11 protein-coding genes are annotated in these 15626 nt (G+C 71.3%); 1 reads left to right on the top strand and 10 read right to left on the bottom strand.

Going from position 1 to position 15626, the window contains the following annotated elements; translation table 11 throughout:
- Nucleotides 1–14: 14 nt before the first annotated feature.
- Nucleotides 15–3299, bottom strand: coding sequence for a VanW family protein (locus ACIBBF_RS16215; RefSeq protein WP_397415124.1), 3285 nt, complete (start codon nt 3297–3299; stop codon nt 15–17).
- Nucleotides 3300–3747: 448 nt separating this feature from the next.
- Nucleotides 3748–4110 carry a hypothetical protein gene (locus tag ACIBBF_RS16210; protein ID WP_397415122.1) on the bottom strand — a complete coding sequence of 121 codons (363 nt, stop codon included), beginning with the start codon at nt 4108–4110 and terminating at the stop codon, nt 3748–3750.
- 94 nt (nt 4111–4204) lie between these two features.
- On the opposite strand from ACIBBF_RS16210, the gene ACIBBF_RS16205 reads away from it, so the two are divergent.
- On the top strand, nt 4205–4774 hold the full coding sequence (locus ACIBBF_RS16205; protein WP_397415119.1) for a hypothetical protein: 570 nt from the start codon (nt 4205–4207) through the stop codon (nt 4772–4774).
- 6 nt (nt 4775–4780) lie between these two features.
- Here ACIBBF_RS16205 and ACIBBF_RS16200 read toward each other — a convergent pair whose 3' ends face one another.
- The 8 genes from ACIBBF_RS16200 to ACIBBF_RS16165 all read right to left on the bottom strand — a co-directional run bounded on the left by ACIBBF_RS16200 (nt 4781) and on the right by ACIBBF_RS16165 (nt 15624).
- A complete protein-coding gene (locus ACIBBF_RS16200) occupies nt 4781–5932 on the bottom strand; it encodes a PIG-L family deacetylase (protein WP_397415117.1) in 1152 nt (383 codons plus the stop codon).
- Between the two features lie 97 nt (nt 5933–6029).
- Complete coding sequence (gene typA / locus ACIBBF_RS16195) at nt 6030–7973, bottom strand: translational GTPase TypA (RefSeq protein WP_397415115.1); 1944 nt, start codon at nt 7971–7973, stop codon at nt 6030–6032.
- Nucleotides 7974–8173: 200 nt separating this feature from the next.
- A complete protein-coding gene (locus ACIBBF_RS16190; protein WP_397415112.1) occupies nt 8174–9919 on the bottom strand; it encodes a dipeptide ABC transporter ATP-binding protein in 1746 nt (581 codons plus the stop codon).
- Nucleotides 9916–10878 carry an ABC transporter permease gene (locus ACIBBF_RS16185; RefSeq protein WP_397415110.1) on the bottom strand — a complete coding sequence of 321 codons (963 nt, stop codon included), beginning with the start codon at nt 10876–10878 and terminating at the stop codon, nt 9916–9918. The genes ACIBBF_RS16190 and ACIBBF_RS16185 overlap by 4 nt, the downstream gene beginning before the upstream one ends.
- Nucleotides 10871–11797 carry an ABC transporter permease gene (locus tag ACIBBF_RS16180; RefSeq protein ID WP_397415108.1) on the bottom strand — a complete coding sequence of 309 codons (927 nt, stop codon included), beginning with the start codon at nt 11795–11797 and terminating at the stop codon, nt 10871–10873. The genes ACIBBF_RS16185 and ACIBBF_RS16180 overlap by 8 nt, the downstream gene beginning before the upstream one ends.
- Nucleotides 11798–11949: 152 nt before the next feature.
- Nucleotides 11950–13608 (bottom strand): ABC transporter substrate-binding protein, encoded by a 1659-nt coding sequence (locus tag ACIBBF_RS16175; protein WP_397415106.1) that lies wholly within the window; start codon nt 13606–13608, stop codon nt 11950–11952.
- Between the two features lie 247 nt (nt 13609–13855).
- Nucleotides 13856–14560 (bottom strand): ABC transporter ATP-binding protein, encoded by a 705-nt coding sequence (locus ACIBBF_RS16170; protein ID WP_397415104.1) that lies wholly within the window; start codon nt 14558–14560, stop codon nt 13856–13858.
- Complete coding sequence (locus ACIBBF_RS16165; protein WP_397415102.1) at nt 14557–15624, bottom strand: ABC transporter ATP-binding protein; 1068 nt, start codon at nt 15622–15624, stop codon at nt 14557–14559. Before ACIBBF_RS16165 ends, ACIBBF_RS16170 begins: the two co-directional genes overlap by 4 nt.
- Nucleotides 15625–15626: the final 2 nt, after the last annotated feature.

Genomic DNA, 15626 nt, shown 5'->3' with positions numbered 1-15626 from the left:
CAACCTACCGCCCGTCAGCCGTCCGAGCCGCCCGGTCCGTCGCAGACCACGGGGTTGTCGGGGTTGTAGGAGTGGTTGAACGAGTTCTCCTTGACCACCTTGCCCTCGTGGAGCACCTTGCGGGAGATGGTGACCGAGAAGCCGTCCTCACCGCCCGGGTACGGCTGGCAGTCCGCCGAGGAGTCGTGGATGGTCGTCTTCGGCACGATGTTCCGCTTGGGGCTGGTGCTCTCCTGGACCGTGTAGTACTTGGTGCTCCAGATGCGGACCGTGAGCTTGCCGTCCGCCACGAAGGCCTGCATGACCGCGCCGTACGGGGTGTCGTTGCGGAACTTCATGTCCTTGGCGCCCACGTAGATCGTGGCCTCGCGGCCCGCCGGGTAGCGCGGGAACCAGTAGGAGTGCGCGTGGTGCTCGATGTCGTCGAACCCGGCGAAGAAGCCCGCGTTGAACGAGGTGGTGGCCATCTGCGAGAGACCACCGCCCACCGCCTCCACGTGCTCGCCGTTCTCGACGACGCCCGCGTCGAAGTACCCGTTCTCCAGGGTGATCGGCGCCAGGGCCTCCAGCAGCGAGAAGGTCTCGCCCGGCTTGACCAGGTTGCCCGTGACCATCTCGGCGCCCCGCACCAGGTTCTGGGTGCGCACGGGCTCGTTCGTCAGCGGCGTGCTGAACTCGGACACGATCTCCTTGACGCCCAGCGCCTCCAGCGACTCGACGGTCTCCTTCGGGTCCTGCTCGACCAGCTCGACCGACGTCTCGCGGTCGTCGCTCGTCGCGGCGATCCGCACGGCCTTGCCGGTCTCCGCCGGGTCCAGGGTGGTGCCGGTCTTGCCCTCGACGACCGTCGGCGCACCGCCCACGAACTCGAAGTGCGCGTCGTCCGGGACCTCCAGCAGGTCGGTCGTGCCCTCCACGATCGCCGCCACGGCGGCCTCGCGGTCCACGATGGTCCGCAGCGTCTCGTCCCGCTGCTCGAACCGGACCAGCCCGGCCAGGACGGCGGGCGTGAGCACGGGCTTCTGCCCGCCCACCGACACCGTGACGGGTGCCGAGACGACCTTCTGCGCCACCGCGAAGCTGTCGTCCGTCTCCTGCTGCGTGATCGTCGGCTCGACGGTCTCGATCGGCAGGTCGAACGGCCCCTCGTCGTGCAGCCAGCGCTCCTGGATGATCCGGGAGGTCTCGCTGGTGACGATCCGTGAACCGTCCTTCGCGTCGGTCTTGGCCGGCTGCCCGTCGACGAACGACACGGTGCCGTCCACGGGCGCGACGGTGAGCGACTCCTCGAGGCCCGCCACGGCGGCGTCGAACTTCTCGGAGTCGATGTCCAGGACCAGCTCCTCCTCGGTGCCGCCGAACATGTGCGCCCACATGCGCACCGGGCTCAGCGAGAAGCCGGTGAGCTGGGCCGCGGTTGCCTCGGCGTCGATCGCGAGGCCGCTCGGCTCCGGGGAGAGCTGTGCCTTGCCCTCGCCCGCCGTCAGCGCGATCGGCTCCTTGAGCCGCGGGCCGAGCTGCTCCGTCAGCGCGGAGGCGGCCTCGCCCTGCGTCATGCCGCCGACGTCGACGCCGGCCACCGTGGTCTCCTTCGGCACCCGGTCGCTCAGGCTCCAGGCCACGAGCGAGTAGACGCCGAACAGCACGACGGCGGCGAGCACCGCGAACAGCGCGAACTTCGGTCCGCGGCTCGGGGCGCCGTCACCGGCGAGCCCGTAGAAGCTGCCCGGGGCGGTCGGGGCGCCCGGCCCACCGGGTCCGCCGGGTCCGCCCGGTCCACCGCCGGGACCGGCAGGTCCGGCCGGCTGCTGCGCGGACGCGGACGCGGCGCCGGGGTTCACCGGCGCCCAGCGCGAGACACGCTGGATCGCGCCGGTCAGCGGCTTGAGGAACGAGTTCTGGCCGCCGTCCGGAGCGGGCACGCTACCCGGGCCGGACGGTGCGGCGGAGTCCGGGCCCGACGGCGGGATGAGCGAACGCGGCGGCACCGACGGCGGCGCACCGGGGGTCGCCGGTGCCGGCGGGGCTGCGGGAGCGGACGCGGCGACGCCCGGCGCGGGGGTGGACGGGGCGGACACCACGCCCAGCGGGGTGACGCCGGAGGCAGCGACAGGCGCGGTGCCGCCCGAGGCGGCGGGGGTGACGCCGGACGCCGCGGCGGAGGCGGCGGCCGCGCTCGCCGCGACGGCTGCTGCCGTGTCCTTGGTGGGCGACGGGGCGCCGGCGGCTGCCGGGCCCGCGGGGACGGAGGCGGACGTCCTGTCCGGTGCCGTGCCCGGCGATGTGCCGGGCGATGTGCCGGGCGATGCGTCGGCCGGGGTGTCGGCGGATGCACCGCCTGACGAGGTGTCGGAGGACGCGGGGCCGGCAGGCACAGCGCCCTTCGAGGCGTTGGTCGGCGCACTCTCCGTTGCGGGCCTGCTCACCGGAGCAGCGGACGGAGACGCGTCGCCGGACGGCGTAGCGTCTCCGGCGGCGGCACCCGCGGCAGCACCTCCGGCGGCCCTCGCAGCAGAACCGGCCGGAGCACCCGCAGCGGCACCGGCCGCAGCACCCGCAGCGGCACCGGCGGCGGCGCCCGCCGTCGCGTCCGAGCCGGACGCACCAGGGGCGGCGTTCGGGGTGCTGCCCGCGCCCGGCGCCTGCTTGGGCGGCCGTTCGAACGCGAAGACACGCGGCGTGTACCCGCTCTTCGGCGTGGTGGTGGCCTTGGTCGCCGGGGTCGCGAGCTCGTTGACGACCGTCTGCAGCACGGCCACCTGGTCCGGGTTGTCGGCGGTCGGCGGCTCGGCCGGGGTCGCGGACGACGAGCCCTGCTGGTCCCCCGACGGGCTCGGCTTGCTCCGCACGGGAACGGCCGGGGCCGACGCCGCGCCCGGCGCCGACGCACCCTGCCCGCCCGCGGACGGGGCGGCGTCACCGGCGCGCGGAGCGGACCCCGCGGGGACGGCCGGTGTACCCGACGGCTGGGCGTCGCCCGGTCCGGGAGCCCCGGCGGCCGACGCAGCGGGGGTCCGCCCGGCGTCGACGGGTGTCGCCTCCGGCCGGTCGGCCCCGGCCGGCGAGGCACCGGACCCCGCGTCGGCCGTCGTCGCACCGCCGTCCGACGTCGCAGCCGGCTTGGCGCCGCCCGACGTCGCAGCCGGCTTCCCGGCGTCCGACGGCGACGCGGCGGGCTCGTGCGGTGACGCTGCGGACGGCGCGGCGCCCGCCGCTGCCTCCTGGGCGCGCGCGGGCGTGACCGGCGGGGTGACGGGCTGGCGGGCCTTCGGGGCCTCGGACTGCTCCGGAGGGGTCACGGGCTGGGCTTTCTCTGGGGACGGGGAAGCCGGCTGTGCGGTCGGTCGACCGGCCGGTGCTGCGAACTGCACGGCTCCCGGGTCGGTCGGCCGTGCGGGGGGTGTGGCAACCTGTCGGGGAACGCTGCCGGGGCGCGTTCGGGACAGGCGGGGAGGCATCGCCGGGGCAGGTTCCGTCCCGGCGTTCTCGTCTGACGTCGGCTCGAGCGGTTCGTCACGCTCGGTCGGCTGACCCATCGGCACGCTCCGTGCAACTACCCGAGACGCGGGCCCTCCGCGTCCCCCAGGGCGCACCGAAACTGCGGCGAATCCGCTGGACGGGGCCGCCCTGCCGGGAATCCTATCGAGCAGGAATCCGACTCAAGGTCGCGTACCGGACGTCCCGAGGTGGAGGTTGTGTATCAATCCTGCCCACCATCCTGAAGCACTTCGCGCAGACGCGCAGACCTCAGGCGGCAGACCGGTTCCGGCGCGCCGGAACCTCCGCGAACCACGACGACGGCAGGAACGCCACGACGGCCAGCACGGCCACCCCGGCGTACGACCAGACCATGCCCAGCAGGCCCGCCGGCACCACGACGTCGCCCCCCGAACCCGGCAGGGACAGGGCCTGCACCATGGCGACCCAGCCCACACCGAACCCCAGCAGCGTGCCATAACCCGCCCAGGCGCGCGCGAGGACGCCCGCGGCGGCGGTCAGGGCGAGGGCGAGCACGAGACCGAGGTACCAGGACTCGTCGCCGTACCTGTGCACCACCGTCCCGAGCGCGCCCAGCACCACGCCGAGCAGGACGGCCAGCAGGGTGCGCACGATCGTTCGTCCGAGGTGACGTCCGGGTGAGTTCACCCGACCATTGTCCAGCACTCACCTGGGAGGGTCCTGCGGATGTGGAACACTCCCGCGGGTGAACACGCTCCAGGCACAGACACAGCTCATCGTCCGACAGCGCATCCGGATGCTGGTCAACCAGTACGAGGTGCACGGCGCCCGGCCCGACGGCTCCGAGGGCGACCTCTACGCCTTCGCGCAGCAGAAGCGCATGGCGTTCCGTGAGCAGGTGACGCTCTACACGGACGAGAAGAAGCAGGAGGCCGTGCTCGGCTTCAAGGCGCGGCAGGTCATCGACCTCGGCGCCACCTACGACGTCGTCGACGCGGGTGGCTCCCCCATCGGCTCGTTCCGCAAGGACTTCGCACGCTCGCTGCTGCGCAGCACCTGGCACCTGGAGCAGCCGGGCTACGCCACGGCCACCGGCTCCGAGCGCAGCACCGCCGTCGCGATCATCCGGCGGCTGGCCGAGGTCGACTGGCTGCCGTACCACTTCGACTTCCTGGTCGAGGGCCGGCCGGCGTTCTCCGTGGAGAAGAAGTGGGGCCTGCGCGACCGGTACGTCGTGAACATCCACGACCCGCAGCTCGACCGCCGGCTCGTGGCCGCCATGGCCATCGCGCTGGACGCCCTCCAGGAGCGCTGAGCCCCCTCAGCGGAACGGCCGGGCCACCAGGTAGGTCTCGTCGGGCAGGAGCGGCGCCAGCACGCCGTTCGACAGGGCGTACCAGCCGACGACGGGCCCCGCCGCGTGGGGCAGCGCCGTCGCGTGCTGCACCTGGGTCGCATGCGCCCGCAGCGCGGCGACGACCCGCCCCAGCACGGGCCGTGCATCGACCCGCACCGCGCCCAGACCAGCCGCCCCGCCGAGCCGGGTGATCGGCAGATCGTCAGGTGATCGATACCCCGGGGTGCCGATCACCTGGCCTTCTGCCGACCACGGCTGCAGGTCTGCAGGCTCTGGAGCCGACCAGCACGCGTCCAGGGTGGGCTTCGCCAGCGGGGGCAGGGGCTCGTGCGGGTCCGGGAGGGTGAGGGCGTGGGTCGTCGCGAGCTCCCGGGCCTCCGGAAGGGCGGCGAGGGTCGCCCGCGCCGCGCGCACCTCGGCGGCCGGTGCGACCGCCTGCCACAGCTCCGGGCCGGCCCACGGCTCTCCCTGCCGCACGGCCGGACCGGCCGCGAGATCGAGCGCACGGACGGTCACCTGGTGCGTGCGCACGTGGTCGGGGTGGCCGTAACCGCCTCCGGGCTCGTACGTGGCGACGACGGCGGGACGCCGCGCCCGGAGCAGCGCCGCGAGCCGCCCGGCGGGCTCGTCGAGCGGCACCCGGGCGAACGCCGTCGGCGGGGAGTCGGGTGCGGGGCCGGCGACACCCGGTGCCACCCAGGCCATGCCCGAGTCCTCGTACCGCGCCGCACCGGGGGTGCCGGCGACGAACGGCGCGACGTCCGCGGGCAAACGCGGCGCACCGGACACCCCAGACGCCGCGCCCGGCGTACCGGAGACGGTGTCCGGTACACCAGGCAGCATGTCCAGGAAGACATGCTCGATCCGGCCGGGTCCCTCGGCATCGCCCGCCAGATGCTCCAGCGCCGCGGCCAGCTCCGTCTCGCGGTAGGCGCCCAGGGCAGGACCGTCGCCCTCGAGGCCGGCGAGCCCCTCCGACGTCGTCCCGGGCAGGGCGATCACCTCACCCCGCTCGCCGCGCGTGCAGGTCACGATGCACACGGGCAGCCCGGCCGCGGCGAACGTGGCGATCAGCCCGCCGGTCGACAGCGTCTCGTCGTCGGGATGCGCATGCACGGCCACCAACCCACCGGACAAAGCGTTGAGTGCTGGATCTTCACCCTCGGAACGGCTGCTCAAGGGCGAAGATCCAGCACTCAACGGCAGGGCGTGGTCAGGAGCGCTTGGCGCGGGCCGCGGCGCGGGCGCGGTCCGTGGCGTTCAGCACGACCTTGCGGATGCGGACGACCTCAGGGGTCACCTCGACGCACTCGTCCTCCTGCGCGAACTCCAGCGACTCCTCGAGCGTGAGCTTGCGCGGCGGGATGAGGTTCTCGAAGTTGTCGGCGGTCGAGGACCGCATGTTCGTCAGCTTCTTCTCCTTGGTGATGTTGACGTCCATGTCCTCGTTGCGCGAGTTCTCGCCGACGATCATGCCCTCGTACACCTCCTGCGTGGGGTCCACGAAGAAGGAGCCGCGCTCCTGGAGGTTGATCATGGCGAACGGCGTGACCTTGCCGGCGCGGTCCGCGACCAGCGAGCCGGTCATGCGCGACTCGATGGGGCCGTGCCACGGCTCGTAGCCCTCGGAGATCGACGCGGCGATACCCGTACCGCGCGTGTCGGTGAGGAACTGGGTGCGGAACCCGATCAGGCCGCGCGCCGGCACCATGAACTCCATGCGGACCCAGCCGGTGCCGTGGTTCGTCATGGTCTCCATGCGGCCCTTGCGCTGCGCGAGGAGCTGCGTGACGGAGCCGAGGTACTCCTCGGGCACGTCGATGGTCATGCGCTCCATGGGCTCGTGGCGCTTGCCGTCGATCTCCTTGGTGACCACCTGCGGCTTGCCGACCGTGAGCTCGAAGCCCTCGCGGCGCATCTGCTCGACCAGGATGGCCAGCGCGAGCTCACCACGGCCCTGCACCTCCCAGGCGTCCGGACGCTCGGTCGGCAGCACCTTCAGCGAGACGTTACCGATGAGCTCGGAGTCGAGGCGGTCCTTCACCTGGCGCGCGGTGACCTTGTGGCCCTTGCCACCCTTGCCCGCCAGGGGCGAGGTGTTGATACCGATGGTCATCGAGATGGCCGGGTCGTCCACCGTGATGAGCGGCAGGGGGCGCGGGTCGTCGATGTCGGTGAGGGTCTCGCCGATCATGATGTCGGCGATGCCCGCGACGGCGACGATCTCGCCGGGGCCGGCCTTGTCGGTCGGCACGCGGTCGAGCGCCTTGGTCTCCAGCAGCTCGGTGATCTTCACGCTCTGCAGCGTGCCGTCGTGCCGGGCCCACGCCACGTTCTGGCCCTTGGACAGGGTGCCGTTGTGGATGCGCAGCAGCGCGAGGCGGCCGAGGAACGGCGACGCGTCGAGGTTGGTGACGTGCGCCTGCAGCGGCACGCCCTCCTCGTAGGTCGGCGCGGGGATCTTCTCGAGGATCGTGGCGAACAGCGGCTCGAGGTCCTCGTTGTCCGGCAGGCCGCCGTCGGCGGGCTGGTCGGTGGAGGCGCGGCCGGCCTTGGCCGACGCGTACACGACGGGCACGTCGAGGATGGCGTCCAGGTCGAGGTCCTCGACCTCGTCCGACAGGTCGCCGGCCAGGCCGAGCAGCAGGTCGGTGGTCTCGGCGACGACCTCGCTGATGCGGGCGTCGGGCCGGTCCACCTTGTTCACGACGACGATGACCGGCAGCTTGGCGGCCAGGGCCTTGCGCAGCACGAAGCGCGTCTGGGGCAGCGGGCCCTCGGACGCGTCGACGAGCAGCACGACGCCGTCGACCATGGACAGGCCGCGCTCGACCTCGCCGCCGAAGTCGGCGTGGCCGGGGGTGTCGATCACGTTGATGGTGATGCCGTCGGGCTCACCGCTCGCCGCGGCCGCGGGGCCGGCGTACCGGATCGCGGTGTTCTTGGCGAGGATCGTGATGCCCTTCTCACGCTCCAGGTCGCCGGAGTCCATCACGCGGTCGTCCACGTGCTGGTGCGCCGAGAACGCGCCCGCCTGCTTCAGCATGGCGTCCACGAGCGTGGTCTTGCCGTGGTCGACGTGGGCCACGATGGCGACGTTACGCAGGTCGGAACGGGTCGCACGGGCCGAGGTCGGCGCGGTTGCAGGCACGGTCACGGAGCACTCATTTCCAGAAGGGAGGTCAGGGGGCGCGGACTCTGGCCCGAAGGGACCGGTCTCGCAGCACCACCCATCTTACCCGCGAATCGAAATCCCCAGGTGTCGACCGTGTCACTGCGCGGTGAACACACCGAATGCGTCAGGCCCTCAGGCCGCCGGAGCGACCTGAGGGCCTGACACGTGCGCGGAGGAAGCGGTCAGCCGCCGATCTCCAGGCTCGCGCCCGGGATGGCCGCCAGGAGGTCGCGCGTGTACTCCTGCTGCGGGTTGTCGAACACCTCGTCGGTGGTCGCGTGCTCCACGATGCTGCCGTCCTTCATCACCGCGACGAGGTCGGCGATCTGCCGGACCACCGCGAGGTCGTGCGTGATGAACAGGAAGGACAGCCCCAGCTCGGCCTGCAGGTCGTTGAGCAGCGTCAGGATCTGCGCCTGGACCAGCACGTCGAGCGCCGAGACGGCCTCGTCGAGCACCAGCACCTCGGGCTTGAGCGCCAGCGCACGCGCGATGGCGATGCGCTGCCGCTGCCCGCCCGACAGCTCGTTCGGGAACCGGCGCATGGTGGCCTGCGGCAGCGACACCATGTCGAGCAGCTCGCGCACGCGCGCCTCGCGGGACTTGCGGTCGCCCACCTTGTGCAGGACGAGCGGCTCCTCGATCGAGCGGTAGATCGAGTACGTCGGGTCGAGCGACCCGTACGGGTTCTGGAACACCGGCTGCACGCGACGGCGCAGCGCGAACTGCTCCTTCGCGGACATCTTCGCCACGTCCTTGCCGTCGAACATCACCGTGCCCGACGTCGGTTCGAGCAGTCCCAGCACCATGTTGGCCGCCGTCGACTTGCCGGAGCCCGACTCCCCCACCAGGGCCAGCGTGTGACCCTTGGGCAGCGTGAAGTCGATACCGTCCACCGCCGTGAAGTCGGTGTGCGTACCCGGCCGGGAGCCACGGATGTGGAACACCTTGGTCAGGTCCTTCGCCACGACGACGTCGGGCGCCGTCGTGGCGGCCTCGTCGGCGTGCTCGGCGAGCAGGTCCTCGGACTCCTGGCCGCGCGCGTGCGCGGACTGGATGCGACGCGACGCCAGCGACGGGGCCGAGGCCACGAGCCGCTTGGTGTACTCGTGCTGCGGGTCCTGGAGGATCTGCAGCGCCGGGCCCGACTCGACGACCTTGCCCTTGTACATCACCACGAGGTGCTCGGCGCGCTCGGCGGCCAGACCCAGGTCGTGCGTGATGAACAGGACGGCCGTACCGAGCTCGGCGGTGAGGCCCTCCAGGTGGTCCAGGATCTTCTTCTGGACCGTCACGTCGAGGGCGGACGTCGGCTCGTCCGCGATGAGCAGCTTGGGCCGCGAGGCCAGGCCGATCGCGATGAGCGCACGCTGCCGCATGCCGCCGGAGAACTCGTGCGGGAACTGGCGGGCCCGGCGCTCGGCGTCGGGCAGGCCGGCCTCGCCGAGCAGCTCGGCGACGCGCGCGGTGCGCTCCGCCTTGCTGCCCTGGAAGCCGTTGGCCACCAGTGCCTCGTCGATCTGCGTGCCGATGCGCCACACCGGGTTCAGGTTGGACATCGGGTCCTGCGGGACCAGGCCGATCTCGCGGCCGCGGATGTCCTCGACCTGCCGGCGCTTGAGCCCCACGAGCTCGCGGCCGCCGAACGTGATGGACCCGCCGGTCACCTTGCCGGTGCCCGGCAGCAGGTCGATGATCGCGTGCGCGGTGGTGGACTTGCCGGAACCCGACTCGCCCACGATGGCCACGGACTGGCCCGGGTAGACGGTGAGGTCCACGCCGCGCACGGCGTCGACGACGCCGGTCGCCGTGGTGAACGAGATCTGCAGATCCTTGATCTCGAGCAGCGGGGTGTTGTCGTCGCGCTTCTCGGCGGGCACCGGGGCGTCCTCGGTGGAACCGTCGGTGAGGGTGATCGTGGTGGTCATCGCTTCCTCGCCTTCGGGTCGAGGGCGTCGCGCACGACGTCGCCCAGCATGATGAAGCCGAGCACGGTGAAGGCGAGTGCGGCGGCCGGGTAGAACATGATCTCCGGGTTGGTGCGGATCGAGGACCGCCCGTTGGAGAGGTCACCGCCCCACGAGACCGTCGACGGGTCGAGGCCGATGCCGAGGAACGTCAGCGTGGCCTCGGCCACGATGAACGTACCGAGCGCCACCGTGGAGTACACGATGATCGGCGCCGCGGAGTTCGGCAGCACGTGCTGCCAGAGGATCGCGCCGCGGCTCATGCCGAGCGCCTTCGACGCGGTGACGAACTCGTTGTTCTTCACGCTGAGCACGGCGCCACGCGTGATGCGGGCGATCGTGGTCCAGCCGAAGGACGCCAGCACGAGCGCCACGGCCAACGCGCTGCGCGAGGGCACGATGCTCAGGATCACGATCGCGGCGAGCACGAACGGCACGGCGAAGAAGATGTCCGTGATGCGCGACAGGATGGTGTCGGTCCAGCCGCCGTAGTAGCCGGCGATGGCGCCGATGGCCGTGCCGAGCACGACGACGAAAGCCGTGGTGAGCAGGCCGACGAGCACCGATGCCCGCGCGCCGAACAACGTGCGCGTGTAGATGTCACAGCCGTTCTTGTCGGTACCGAAGAAGTGCTCGCCCGACGGAGGGAGCAGCGAGTTCGACAGCACGCAGTTGTCGCGCGGGAGCTGGGAGGTGAACAGGCCCGGCGCGATCGAGACCACGATGACGATCACGATCATGGTGATGGACACCCAGAACAGCGGCCGGTGGCTCATCTCGCGCCACGCCTCGCGCCACATGCTCGACGGCGCCTCGTCGGTCGAGACGGCGTCGACCACGCCGACCTTGACGTCCTCCGGTGCGGCCACGTAGCGGCCCTGGCCCGGACGCGGGGCCTTGTCGTAGCGGTTCTCAGGCATAACGGATCCTCGGGTCCAGGACGGCGTAGAGCAGGTCCACGAGCAGGTTGGCGACGATGTAGACGAGCACGATCACGGTGGACATCGTCACGATCGTGACCGACTCCCCGCGCGCGATCGCCTCGAACAGCGTGCCGCCGACGCCGCGGATGTTGAAGATGCCCTCGGTGACGATCGAGCCGGTCATCAGGTTGCCCAGGTCCACGCCGATGAAGGTGACGACGGGGATCAGCGAGTTGCGCAGCACGTGCCGGTTGACCACCTTGCCGCGCGACAGGCCCTTGGCCCGCGCGGTGCGCACGAAGTCGGCGGTGACGTTCTCGATCACCGAGGTGCGGGTCAGACGCAGGATCTGGGCGAACGACGTGGTGGCCAGCACGATGGCGGGCATCAGCAGGCTGACGAAGTCGGGATCTCGTCCGGCGGTGACGGGCAGCCAGTCGAGCTGGACACCCACGACGATCTGCAGCACCAGGCCGGTGACGAACGTCGGCAGGGCGATGAGCAGCAGGCTGAACACCAGCACCGTCGAGTCGAAGAGCTTGCCCTTGCGCAGGCCGGCGAAGAGGCCGAAGCCGATGCCGAAGATCGTCTCGATCGCGAGCGCCATGATCGCGAGCTGGAACGTGATGGGCAGCGCCTCCGCCACGACCTCCGCCACAGGGCGGCCGGTGAAGGTGTTGCCGAGGTCGAAGGTGAAGATGCCCTTCAGGAAGTACAGGTACTGCACGATGAACGGCTGGTCCAGGTGGAACTGGGCGCGGATCTGCTGCTGCACGGCCTCGGGCAGCCCGCGCTCACCGCCCAGGCCCGCCACGGGGTCACCGGGACGCAGGAACACCAGCGCGTACAGCAAGAGGGTGGCGCCGAGAAACACAGGGATCACCTGCAGCAGCCGGCGTCCGAGATACCAAAGCATCGAGAATTCTCCTTGGGCGGTGTCAGCGAACCATTCTCCCGGACAACTCCGCGGTGGTGCGCCACAGCACAGTGGAAGGCGGGGTACGCGTCGCGCGTACCCCGCCTCACCTGGAGCGGAGCGTCACACCGGGGGTCCGGTCGTGATCAGGCTCACTCCGACTTGGTCACCTGGTACAGGATCGGGTCGCTGTCCCAGCCGAACACGACGTTGTCCACGGCCTCGGACCAGCCGCCGGTCGCGTTGTTGTACCAGAGCGGGATACCCGGCAGGTCCTGGAACAGGATCGTCTGGGCCTCCTTGTAGAGCTCGATGGCGGTGTCCGGGTCGGACTCGCCGTTCGCCTCGGTCATCTTGGCGTCGAACTCCTCGGACGAGTAGCCCATGTCGTTCGAGCCGGCGCCCGTGCCGTAGATCGGGCCGAGGAAGTTGCTCATGGCCGGGTAGTCGGCCTGCCAGCCGCCGCGGAAGAGACCCTTGATCTCCTCGTTGTCACGCGCGTCGAGGAACTCGTCGAACGTGGGGTAGGCGTCGAACTCGCAGTCGATGCCGAGCGTGTCGCGGATACCGTTGCAGGTCGGGTCGATCCACGACTGGTGGTCGCTGTCCGCGTTGGACGCGATGTACAGGGGCTCGTCACCCCACGGCTCGATCTCCTCGGCCTGGTCCCAGAGCGCCTTGGCCTCCTCCGGGTTGTAGTCGAGCACCTCGTTGCCCTCGAGGTCCTCGCTCCAGCCGTTGATCACCGGCGAGGTGAAGTCGGTGGCCGGGGTGCGCGAGCCGGAGAACACCGTCTCGGTGATGGCCTCACGGTCGATCGCCATCGAGATGGCCTGACGGCGCAGCAGGCCGGCCTCGCCGGCGAGCTTCTCGTTGTACTCCGGGACGTTGATGACCTGGATGACGGCGGCCGGCTGGTTGACGGCGCGGTCGCCCAGCTCGTCCTCGAACGTGCCGAAGGCGGAGGCCGGGACGTTGGTGACGATGTCCAGGTTGCCGTCGAGCAGGTCGTTGTACGCCGAGTCCTCGTCGGTGTAGGCGACCAGGTCGACACCACCGTTCTGGACCTCGCGCTCGCCCGCGTACGTCTCGTTCGGGCGCAGCTCGATCAGCGAGTTGTGCTCCCAGTTCTCCAGGACGTAGGGGCCGTTGCCGATCGGGTCCTCGCCGAACGCCTCCGGGTCGTCGAAGAACGACTCGGGCAGCGGGTAGAAGGCCGAGTAGCCCAGCCGCAGCGGGAAGTCGGACTCCGGCTGCGAGAGCGTCGCCGTGAACTCGGTGTCGCTGACGACCTCGAGGCCCGACAGCGTGTCGGCGGCGGGGTCCTCACCGGTGGGCTCACCGGCGTCGTCCGTGGGGACCTGGACGTCCGCGAAGCCCTCGATGGGCTCGAAGAAGTAGCTCAGGTTCTGCGCGTTGGGGCCGTAGGCGCCGTAGTTCCAGGCGTCCACGAAGCTCTGTGCCGTGACCGGCGTGCCGTCCGAGAACTCCCAGCCGTCCTTGAGCGTGATCGTCCAGACCTGGTTGTCGTCCGACTCGATCGACTCCGCGACCTCGTTGTGCACGACGCCCTCGGCGTCGTAGTAGACGAGACCGGCGAAGATGTTGCTCGTGACCTTGGACCCGAAGGTCTCGTTGGTCATGGTGGGGATGATCGGGTTCTGCGGTTCACCGTTGCCGACCGTCACGATGCCGGTGCTGGCGCCGCCGTCGCCGGTGTCATCGCCGCCGCCACCGCCGCAAGCGGTCAGCACGAGCGACGAGGCGAGCGCGAACGCGCCGAGCCCCACAAGTCGCTTTCGAGGTGTCACGTGTCCTCCTGGGTAGCAGTACACCCCGGTCCGGCGGGTGCCGTCCGGAGTGATGCGGGCGCTTCGTTGCGCCCCGTGGTATCACGACCTAACGTAACCGCTCCGCGCGAATGGTGATGACCACCACCGGGGAAACGCCACCGAGTTGTGACCATCTCGGTATGCACGGGTAACACCGGGTAACAGTTCTGACCAGGTGGTTCTCACACCCGTAACAAAGCCGCCGTGAGGCCGTCCACCAGGAATTTCACCCGTCAGCGGCTGGTTTCACCCGCCCGTCGTGCAGTTCCACCACCCGGTCCGCCCGCGCCATCAGCTCGGGGTCGTGCGTGGAGACGACGGCCGCCACCCCGCGTTCGTGCACCACCCGGGCCAGCAGGTCCATCACGACCGCCGCGGTGGCGGAGTCGAGCTGTCCGGTGGGCTCGTCGGCGAGCAGCACCTCGGGTTCGGCCACGAGTGCCCGCGCGATACCCACCCGCTGCTGCTGCCCGCCCGACAGCTCGTACGGACGCTGCTTCGCGTGCCCGCTCAGGCCCACGGCCGCAAGGGCCTCGGCCACCCGCCGGGCGCGCTCGGCCGGGGCCGTCCGCCGCAGACGCAGGGGCACCTCCACGTTCTCGGCCGCCGAGAGCACCGGCACCAGCCCGAACGACTGGAACACGTAGCCGATCCGGTCGCGCCGCGCGGCGAGCACCGCCTTCTCCCCCAGCGCCGTCAGCTCCGCGTCGCCCAGCCACACGCCACCCGACGTGGGCCGGTCCAGTCCCCCGAGCAGGTTCAGCAGCGTGGTCTTGCCCGAGCCCGACGGGCCGCGCACCACCAGCAGCTCACCGGCGGCGACCTCCACCGACGCGTCCGTCAGGGCGTGCACCTCGCCCGCGCCGGTACCGAACACCCGGGTGAGCCCCTCGGCGCGCAGCACGGTGCGCGCGGACGTCGTCGTGGTCATCGGTCCTCCTCGGTCCCGGTGCGTCCGGCCTCTGTACGTCCGGCCTCTGTACGTCCGGCCTCTGTACGTCCGGCCTCTGTACGTCCGGTCTCCGTACGTCCGGTCTCCGTGCGCCCGGCCTCTGTCCGCCCGGTGGTGGCACCCGGCGCCGCCGGCCACACCCCGACGTGGTCCGGCTCCAGGGCCAGCCGCACGCGGTCACGCAGGTCGAGCGCGTGCACGAAGTCCTGCGGGAGCTGCAGGCGCCCCACCCGGTCGACCACCGCGAACTCCTCGGCGACGTGCCGTTCGGTGCCGTGTTCGTCCACCTCCGTGCGGCGCAGCGTCTCCGTGGACGTCCGGCCGTCGCGGATCTGGACGGTGCGCGCCACGTGCTCGGACACCGTCGGGTCGTGGGTGACGATCAGCGTGGTCACGCCCGTCTCCCGGTTCACGCCGCGCAGGGCCTCCAGCACCTCGACCGAGGTCGCCTCGTCGAGCTCACCCGTGGGCTCGTCGGCCAGCAGCACGCGCGGGTCGTTGGCCACCGCGACCGCGATGGCGGTGCGCTGCTGCTCACCACCGGACATCTCGCCCGGTCGCCGCCCGGCCACGTGGCCCACCTCCAGCAGCTCGAGCAGATCCTCGACGCGACGCGCGCGGTCGCGCCGGGGCAGCGTGCCGGCCAGCTCCAGCGGGAGCCGCACGTTCTCGCTCGCCGTGAGGTACGGCAGCAGGTTGCGGGAGGTCTGCTGCCACACGAAACCCACGGTCGACCGCTGGTACCGCACCCGTTCGGCGTGTCCCATGGTGAGCAGGTCGGTCCCCGCCACCACCGCGGACCCGCCCGTCGGTGTGTCCAGGCCGGAGAGGATGGTCAGCAGCGTGGACTTGCCGGAGCCGGACGCGCCCACGACGGCCACGATCTCGCCCGGGTCGACGCTCAGGGTCAGGCCCTGCAGCGCCTGGACCTCGACGCCGTCGGTGGCGAAGATCCGCACCAGGTCGCCGCACCGGATCTCGCCCCCACCCGCACGGGCGGCCGACGCCGGGGCGCCGCCGGTCAGCTCGATGGTCGTGCTCATCG

The organism is Promicromonospora sp. NPDC050880, from assembly GCF_044456525.1.
GTDB lineage: Bacteria > Actinomycetota > Actinomycetes > Actinomycetales > Cellulomonadaceae > Promicromonospora.
This window is presented reverse-complemented; position numbering and strand designations above follow the sequence as displayed.

Excerpts from the sequence above, each read along its gene's own strand:
- ACIBBF_RS16190 (WP_397415112.1), bottom strand. The coding sequence starts at position 9,919 with ATGACCACCACGATCACCCTCACCGACGGTTCCACCGAGGACGCCCCG.
- ACIBBF_RS16185 (WP_397415110.1), bottom strand. The coding sequence starts at position 10,878 with ATGCCTGAGAACCGCTACGACAAGGCCCCGCGTCCGGGCCAGGGCCGC.
- ACIBBF_RS16180 (WP_397415108.1), bottom strand. The coding sequence starts at position 11,797 with ATGCTTTGGTATCTCGGACGCCGGCTGCTGCAGGTGATCCCTGTGTTT.
- ACIBBF_RS16170 (WP_397415104.1), bottom strand. The coding sequence starts at position 14,560 with ATGACCACGACGACGTCCGCGCGCACCGTGCTGCGCGCCGAGGGGCTC.
- ACIBBF_RS16165 (WP_397415102.1), bottom strand. The coding sequence starts at position 15,624 with ATGAGCACGACCATCGAGCTGACCGGCGGCGCCCCGGCGTCGGCCGCC.